The 8,197-nt window shown below is 67.5% G+C and carries 5 protein-coding genes; 4 read left to right on the top strand and 1 reads right to left on the bottom strand.

All coding sequences use genetic code 11. The features are described 5' to 3' along the window. On the bottom strand, positions 1-1,279 hold a 1,279-nt coding region (locus JNK68_00255; GenBank protein ID MBL8538778.1), incomplete at its 3' end, for an FAD-binding protein. 185 nt (positions 1,280-1,464) lie between these two features. Here JNK68_00255 and JNK68_00250 point away from each other — a divergent pair. From JNK68_00250 to JNK68_00235, 4 genes are all read left to right on the top strand, one after another. Further along, on the top strand, positions 1,465-4,764 hold the full coding sequence (locus JNK68_00250; protein ID MBL8538777.1) for an AAA family ATPase: 3,300 nt from the start codon (positions 1,465-1,467) through the stop codon (positions 4,762-4,764). A gap of 12 nt (positions 4,765-4,776) precedes the next feature. Continuing rightward, entirely contained in the window at positions 4,777-6,135 is a 1,359-nt protein-coding gene (locus tag JNK68_00245; GenBank protein ID MBL8538776.1) for a tRNA-dihydrouridine synthase, read from the top strand. Positions 6,136-6,274: 139 nt separating this feature from the next. Next, positions 6,275-7,588 (top strand): CitMHS family transporter, encoded by a 1,314-nt coding sequence (locus JNK68_00240; GenBank protein ID MBL8538775.1) that lies wholly within the window; start codon positions 6,275-6,277, stop codon positions 7,586-7,588. Positions 7,589-7,602: 14 nt separating this feature from the next. Then, complete coding sequence (locus JNK68_00235; protein ID MBL8538774.1) at positions 7,603-8,088, top strand: universal stress protein; 486 nt, start codon at positions 7,603-7,605, stop codon at positions 8,086-8,088. Positions 8,089-8,197: the final 109 nt, after the last annotated feature.

Genomic DNA, 8,197 nt, shown 5'->3' with positions numbered 1-8,197 from the left:
GCCGCGCGCCGAGCAGGGCGTGAGCAGCGCGGGCGAACCAGCGACACATGCCGTAGTACGCCTGCCGACGGTGCGGGCCGAGGTAGGTGAAGAGAGAGAACGAGAGCCACGCTTCGGTCGAGGACGAAGTCATCGAGATGAGCGTGTCGTCCGGCAGCACGCGGCGAAACAGCATCGGATAGTGATGCACGTAGCTGCCATGATCTCGCATCAAGTCTTCGAAGAGCCCGGCTTCCCGCAGCTCTCGCTCGAGGTCCGCGGGTATCGCGGCGGCGGCGCCTGCGAAGACCTCGATCCCCGCGCGCAACAGCTCGGCGGCCGCTGCCGCTTTCGACTCCGGCACGAACATCTCCATCTCCTCGTGCCGGAAGAGGTCGTGGCGCATCGTCAGCACGTGTTCGGCCTCGTCGATGCGGGCGACATCGGCGATCAGCAGACGCGGCAGCAGCTTCATCAGGGCTGTCGTTGCCCACGGGCCGAGGAGAATGCACAGCTTGAGCAGGGCGTGAGACAGGAAGTCGATGCCGATCCGGTTGAAGATGCGAAAGACGCGTCCTTTCAACCAGCCGGTGCCGGGACCGTCGCCGGGAAGCGCATCGCGCTCCCATGCGACGACATCCCAGCCGTGAGGAAACAGCGCGAACTGCGTGAGCGAGTGATTCCGACACAGCGCGAGGGCATCCTCGATTCGGCTCAGGTGTCGTATCGTCTCGCGCACACGGTATGCGGGAACGGTGCGCATCGTGACGGACAGAATCACCCCCATGCACCCGAGGCTGCAGCGGGCGGCGCGCAGGCCGTTACCGTCCCGATGCTCGACGATCGTGGGCAGACCGTCTGCGTCATAGGTGGCGACGCGAACGGCCGTGACGAAATGCGAGAGGCTTGGCCGGCCGGAGCCGTGGGTGGCCGTCGAGATCACGCCGGCCATGGTCTGTCGCTTGATGACGCCCAGGGTCGGCAGGGTGCGGTCGGTGCCAGCGTGCAGGTGATCGAGCACCGCTTGCAGCGTACAGCCGGCGCCCGCGTGTACGACGCCGGCGCCCGCGCTGTAGCGGACGTCGTCGAAGAGGCTCATGTCGAGGGTAACGCCCGGAGTCAGCGCGACACCGCTCCACGAATGGAGCGATCCGACCGCACGGACGTGCTCCGCACGATGGCGCATGAGAATGTCGAGCACTTCGGCGTCATCGCGCGGACGGCGGCAATGCGCGGACCAGGTGTGATTGCCACCGAAGTTGACGAGGCGATCCGCTGACGGCACCTCGGTCGAGGACAAGCGAGCGCCCTCCCGATGTCGTTGTGGTTCGATGGCGTGCATCGCACCGGAGACAGCGTACACTAGACCGCTCGCGTAACCATGGCAATGCACGGTCTCCGCACTTGGCCGCGCACGGCGTGCGCCGTCGCGCGGGGTGTGCCCGTTGCGTCGCCGCAGGATGCTCCACAGGAGGGGGCAGAGGCATGGAGTGTCCCCGCTGTCACACGGGGAATCGTGAGGGAAGACGCTTCTGCGCGCAGTGCGGCGCCCCGCTGCCCGTCGCCTGCGCCGCGTGCGGAGCGGCGAACGAGCCGGGTGAGCGCTTCTGCGGCAATTGCGGTCTCGCGCTCGTCGACGATCCAGCGCGCGCGCGCGCGCACGCCATACCCGAGCGCCGTCACCTCACCGTGATGTACTGCGATCTGGTCGGGTCGACCGCGTTATCGCGCGAGCTCGATCCGGAAGACCTGCGGGACGTCATCTGCGGCTACCAGGAGACCACACGCCAGGCCGTCGGGCGCTTCGGCGGTTTCGTCGCCCGCTACATGGGCGACGGCATCCTCACCTATTTCGGCTATCCGCATGCGCACGAAGACGACGCCGCGCGGGCGATTCACGCCGGTCTCGAAATCGTCGACGCCCTGGAGCAGTGCGGTGCGCCCGGCGTCCCGCCGCACGGTGTGCGTTTGCAAGTACGGGTGGGCATCGCGACCGGACTGGTGGTGGTCGGCGACCTGATCGGCGAGGGCGCGTCAGAGGAAGCCGCAGCGGTGGGCGAAACGCCGAATCTCGCTGCGCGGCTGCAGTCCATCGCGCCGCCGGGTGCAGTGCTCGTGGCGCAGGCCACGCACGACCTGGCGGGCGGACGCTTCGACTACACCGACGAAGGCGTGCACAAGCTGAAGGGTTTCGACCGGCCGCTGCATGCATGGCGCGTGCTGCGTTCGAGCACGGCGGCCAGCCGCTTCGATGCCGCACGGACGCGGCGTCTCACGCCGTTCGTGGGCCGCGCGGAGGAGATCGATCTCCTGGTCGACAAGTGGCGGCTCGCGGCGGCCGGCCAGGGTCAGGTCGTGCTGGTGACGGGAGAGGCAGGCATCGGCAAGTCGCGCCTTGCCGAGATGCTCGTCGAGCGTATTGCCGATGTGCCGCACGGCGTACTGCGCTTTCAGTGCTCCGCCTACCACACGAACAGCGCGCTCCATCCGTTCATTCAGGAACTCGAGCGCGCTGCCGGCATCGATCGGGCGGACAGCGCCGAGCGCAAGCTCGCCAAGCTGGAATTGCTGCTGGCAGACGCGGGTGCGGAGGTGCGACAGTCGGTCCCGCTGCTCGCCGCGCTCTTGTTCGTGCCCGCCGGCACGGGTGAGGAGGCGGCGCAGCTGCCGCCGGTGCAGCAGAAGCAGAAGACGCTGGCGGCGCTCTTCGAGCGCTTGCGGGAATCGGCGCTGCGCGCCCCCGTCCTGCTGTTGTTCGAGGACGCACACTGGATCGACCCGACTTCGAGCGAGCTTCTCGACCTGCTGGTGGAGAGTGCGCGCGGGCTGCCTGTGCTGGCCGTGATCACCTGCAGAACGGCGGGGACTTTCACGTGGCTCGGCCTGCCGCACACCGGCGCGCTCGCGCTGGATCGGCTGAGCCGCGCGCAGTCGGTGCACATGGTGCGACGGCTGCCCGGAGCCGCCAGGCTGCCCGGCGACGTGATCGAGCACATCGTCATCAAGACCGACGGGGTGCCGCTCTTCATCGAGGAGTTCACGAAAACGGTGTCCACGTCCGATGCGGTGCGCAATCTCGATGTGTCGTCGCGTCTGCTGCACTCCGAGGTGCCGTCGACGCTGCACGATTCGCTGATGGCGCGGCTGGACCGGCTGGGTGAGGCGAAGGAGGTCGCACAGATCGGCGCAGTCGTCGGCCGCGAATTCCCGCGCGAGATGGTGGCGGCGCTGTCGACGCTGGGCGAACGCGAACTGGGCGAGGCGCTCGATCGATTGATCTCGTCGGAGGTCGTGTCGGGCGGTGTCCAGCCGGCAGCGTTCGTCTTCAAGCACGCGCTGGTACAGGATGCCGCGTACGCGAGCCTGCTGCGCAGCAAGCGGCAGGACCTGCATCGGCGTGTTGCCGAGATCATCGAGGCCTCCCAGCCGGAGCGGGTCCGCGCCGAGCCGGAAGTCGTCGCGCACCATTACACGCAGGCCGGCCAGGTGCTGCCGGCGGCGAAGTATTGGGCGGCAGGCGCGCTGCGTGCCCTCGATCGCGCGGCACACGTCGAGGCACTGCGGCATTCGGCGAAGGGGCTGGAACTGGTCGGCGCCCTCGCCGACGGCAGCGACCGGCAGCGCCTCGAACTCGACCTCCTCATCCTGCAAGGTGCGGCCTATCGTGCCGCGAAGGGGTTTGCGGCGTCCGAAGTGGAGCGGTGCTTCGACGAGGCGCTCGTGCTGAGCGAGCGCCTCGACGACGTTCCGCGTCTCATCGAGGTGCGGCGGGGGTTGTTCTCGTGCTTCTACGCGCGTGGCGCGCTGGCGGTGGCGCGTGAGCAAGGCGAGCACGTGGTCGCCCTGGGACAGCGTCTCGGCGACGCCGGGGCGCAGATGCTCGGCTACTGGATGCTCGGCTGCATGTCGTCGTGGCAGGGCGAGTTCGAGACCGCCCGCCGCGCGCTGGAGGATGCGATCGCGCTCTATGACCCCACCGCACAGAAAGCGAAGGCGCTCGCCGTGCAGATCGACCCGGGTGTGAACGCCATGTGTCACCTGAGCTGGGTGCTCTGGGTGCTGGGGTACCCCGAACGTGGCGTGGACATGGGCGACCGGGCCGTGCGTGCCGCACGGGCGCTCGGGCAGCCGTTCGCGCTCGGGATGGCGTTGTTCTTCGCCTGCACGACACGCGCGTGCTGCGGCGAGTACACCGCTGCCGGCCGACTGCTGCACGAACTCTTCACGCTCGCGGGTGAGCACGGCCTGGGCTACCTGGAAAGCTGCGCCCGCGTGTTGAAGGCGCAGGAACTCATCGCCAGAGATCAGTGCGCTGCCGCCATCGAGCAGGTGCAGCGCGCGTTCGCGGAATTCCGCACGCAGGAAGCGGGTGTCGGCCTGCCATGGGCGATGTCGATCGTCGCATCGGGCTACGCGCGGCTCGGGCGGGTGGAGGAGGGACTCGCAACCGTGGGCGCTGCGTTCCAGGCCATGGAGCGAAACGGTGAACACCACTGGGAGGCGGAGCTGTGGCGCCTGCGCGGCGAACTGCGCCTTGCCCAGGCGCACGACGAGGAGGGTGCGGCGTGCCTGCAGCGGGCGGTCGAGGTCGCGCGCGGGCAGGGGGCGCGTTCGCTGGAGCTGCGCGCAACGATGAGCCTGGCGCGGCTCCTCGATCGCCGCGGCGAAACCGCGCGCGCCGCGCAGACGCTGGCACAGATCCGCGGCTGGTTCAGCGAGGGGTTCGAGTCGGCCGACCTGCGCGACGCCGCGACGCTGCTGCTGGGGATGGGGCAGGGCGAGTAACGGTCCGGACGCATGTCGGGCAGCATCATCTTCCAGTCGCTCACGATCAACCGGGTCGAATTCCGCAAGCGCATTCTGCGGTCCTCGGTCGGCGGGCGCTGCTGCAATTACGATGGCACCGTCACCGACGTGTGGAAGAACTTCGAGAAGCGATTCGCGGACGCGGGGGTCGGCGCCGTCATCTCCACCACCTTTCACGTCAACCGCTGGCGGCTGTCGCCCTTTCAGTATCCCTCGATCGCTGAGGATCACTATGTACCGTATCTGAAGAAGTACATCCCGCAGATAAAGCATGGCAACGACTGCAGGTTCATCATGCAGATCGGCGACCCCGGCTATGCGACGTATTCCAGTCTCTTCCCGCAGGAGCAGGACACCGTCAGCTCGTCCGCCGGCTTCGATCTCGCCTTCGGCTACGGCAGCACGCGGCGGTCGATGAGCGCCGCGGACATCGAGCGCTCGATCGCCGAGTACGCCGCCGCCGCGCGGCGCGTGCGCGAAGCGGGCGCCGACGGCGTGGAGGTGACGGCGACCAAGGGTTATCTCATTCACCAGTTCCTGAATCCCGGAATCAACTGCAGAGACGACGAGTGGGGGGGGGATGCGGACCGCCGCTTCCACTTTCTGGAGGAAATCGTCCGCGAGATTCGCCGGGCCGTCGGAGCGGATTATCTGTTCGGCATCCGGCTGTCGGGCGCCGACTTCAACTACAGTCCGCTCGCCTTGGCGCTCGCGCGCCTGCCGTCGCCGTTCCTGTCGCGAGCGCGCTGGATGGGGAACGATCTGCCGCAGATGCTGGAATACGGCAGGCGCTTGCAGGCCCTCGGCGTCGACTATCTGCATGTCGTGTCAGGGTATGGGTTCCCGAACCCGCGCGACGTGCCCGGAGCGTTCCCGTTCGACGAAGTGCGCATGTTCTTCGACTCGGTGCGGCATCTCTCCGGCAAGGCGGCGATCCGCGCTGCGCTGCTGCACGTTCCGCCGGCGTTTCTCTGGCGCTGGCTGCTGGGCATCGGCTGGCGCTTCCGGTCCGCCGCCAATCTCGACTTCGCGCGCGCTTTCAAGCAGGCGTTGCCGGGGATGACGGTGATCGCGAACGGCGGGTTTCAGGAGCGGGATCTCATCGAGCAGGCGCTCGACGCGGGTGACTGCGACATGGTTTCCATGGCGCGGGCGCTCATCGCGAACCCCGACCTGGTGCACGACTTCGAGCGCGGCAGGAATGCGCCGGAGAAGCCGTGCTCGCACTGCAACAAGTGTGTCGGGAGGACGGGCACGAGTCCGCTTGGCTGCTACGACCGAAGCCGATTCGCATCATGGGAGGAGATGGAGAAACAGATCCTGGACTGGAATCGCGGCGATCCGCCGTGATCGGCGTGCCCGCTGCCGCGGTTGCTCCGGCAGGGCGCTCTGCTACACTGCGCCGCGATTGTCGTTCGCGTTCGCGCGATTGCCCGACTGCACGAACGCAGGCCGGAAAAGCGGGAAAAGGAGAGAGGAGACGTGCGGCATGCTGACGATCCTGGCCTACGCGATGATCACGGTCTTCATGTTCCTGATCATGACCAAGCGCCTGCCGGCGCTGGTCGCCCTCATCCTGGTGCCGATCGCGTTCGGTCTGGTCGGCGGCTTCGGCAAGGAGCTCGGATCGATGATGCTCACCGGCATCAAGAACCTGGCGCCGACCGGAGTGATGCTGACCTTCGCCATTCTCTATTTCGGCATCATGATCGACGTCGGCCTCTTCGATCCGCTGGTGCGCGCGATCGTGCGCGTGGTGCACGGCGATCCCATGAAGATCGTGGTCGGGACCACGGTGCTCGCCATGCTCGTCTCGCTCGACGGTGACGGGGCGACCACCTACATGCTGACGGTGTCGGCGATGCTGCCGCTCTACAAGCGCTTCGGCATCAGTCGGCTGGTATTGGCCTGCGTCATCATGCTCGCGGGCGGCGTGTTCAACATCCTGCCGTGGGGCGGCCCGACGGCCCGCACCGCGAGCGCGCTCGGCGTCGATCCGGGGGCGGTGTTCGTGCCGATGATCCCGGCAATGGTGCTGACCATATGCTGGGTGCTGTTCGTGGCGTATCTGCTCGGCACGCGCGAGCGCCGGCGCATCGGCGCCCTTGACGTTGCCATGGTGTCGGCAGGCGCAGTGGGTGGGACGGGTGAAGGCGCCGATCCGAATCTGGCGCGGCCCAGGCTCCTGTGGGTGAACCTGCTGCTCACGCTTTGCCTGCTCACCCTGCTGGTGCTCGGCGCATTGCCCCTGCCGGTGCTTTTCATGATCGCCTTCGCGATCGCGATCATGATCAACTATCCGTCCCTGAACGAGCAGAAGGAGCGCATTGCTGCGCACGCGGTCAACGTGCTGCCCGTGGTTTCGCTCATCTTTGCGGCCGGCATCTTCGTCGGCATCCTCGCCGGGACCAAGATGGTCGATGCCATCGCCACCAGCGTGATCGCGGTCATTCCCGACTGGATGGGGCCTTATCTCGCGACGGTGACGGGATTGCTGAGCATCCCTTTCACCTTCTTCATCTCGAACGATGCGTTCTACTTCGGCGTGGTGCCGATCCTCGCCAAGGCCGGCGCGGTCTACGGCATCAGTGCCGCCGAGATCGCGCGCGCCTCCATCGTGGGGCAGCCCGTGCATCTGCTGAGTCCGCTGGTGGCGTCGACCTACCTGCTGGTGGGACTGTCGGAGATCGAATTCGGAGATCACCAGCGCTATACGCTGTTCTGGTCGATTTCCGCCTCGCTCGTGATGCTGGCGGCTGCGCTTCTTACCGGCGTCGTGCCGCTGGTAGGCCGGGCGCCGTAGGCGGGGATGACGAGATGAGCGCCGACGTGCGCAACCTGCTTTGCGCGGTGAGCCCGGAGGACACCGAAGGTGCCGTGCTCGACCGCGCCATCCCCCTTGCCGGTCAACTGCACGCGCGACTTCATGTCGTCAGCGTGATCGATGACGAGCGCGAGAAGTCGGTGGTGGAGGTCGACAGCCACGTCCCGGCGGAGGCGCTCGAACGCTATCACCAGGAGCGTGCCGAGCGCGTGCGAAGCTGCATCGACGCGCTGATTGCCGAAGCGCGCGCGGCTCATCCTGATCGCGTGTTCGACAATGTCGTGTCGGAGGTCGTCGTGCGCGAGGGCGACGACGCGGCGCAACTGGTGCTCGACGAGGCGCACCGCGTGAGCGCGGATCTGATCGTGCTCGGATCCCATCAGACCAGTTCGCTGCTCGGCCGGCTGTTCGGCTCGGTGACGCACGAAGTCGCCTCGATGGCCGGGATTCCGGTGCTGCTGGTGCCGACCCGGCCATGAACCGGCGTGCCATCCTCTGGTGGCTCCTCGGCGCCTGCACGGCGGCGCCGGCGTGGTCTGAAGAGACCATTCCCTACCGGGCGCCCGGCCAGGTTCCGTCCGGATATCC

It is taken from the genome of Betaproteobacteria bacterium, assembly GCA_016791345.1.
GTDB lineage: Bacteria > Pseudomonadota > Gammaproteobacteria > Burkholderiales > JAEUMW01 > JAEUMW01.
This window is presented reverse-complemented; position numbering and strand designations above follow the sequence as displayed.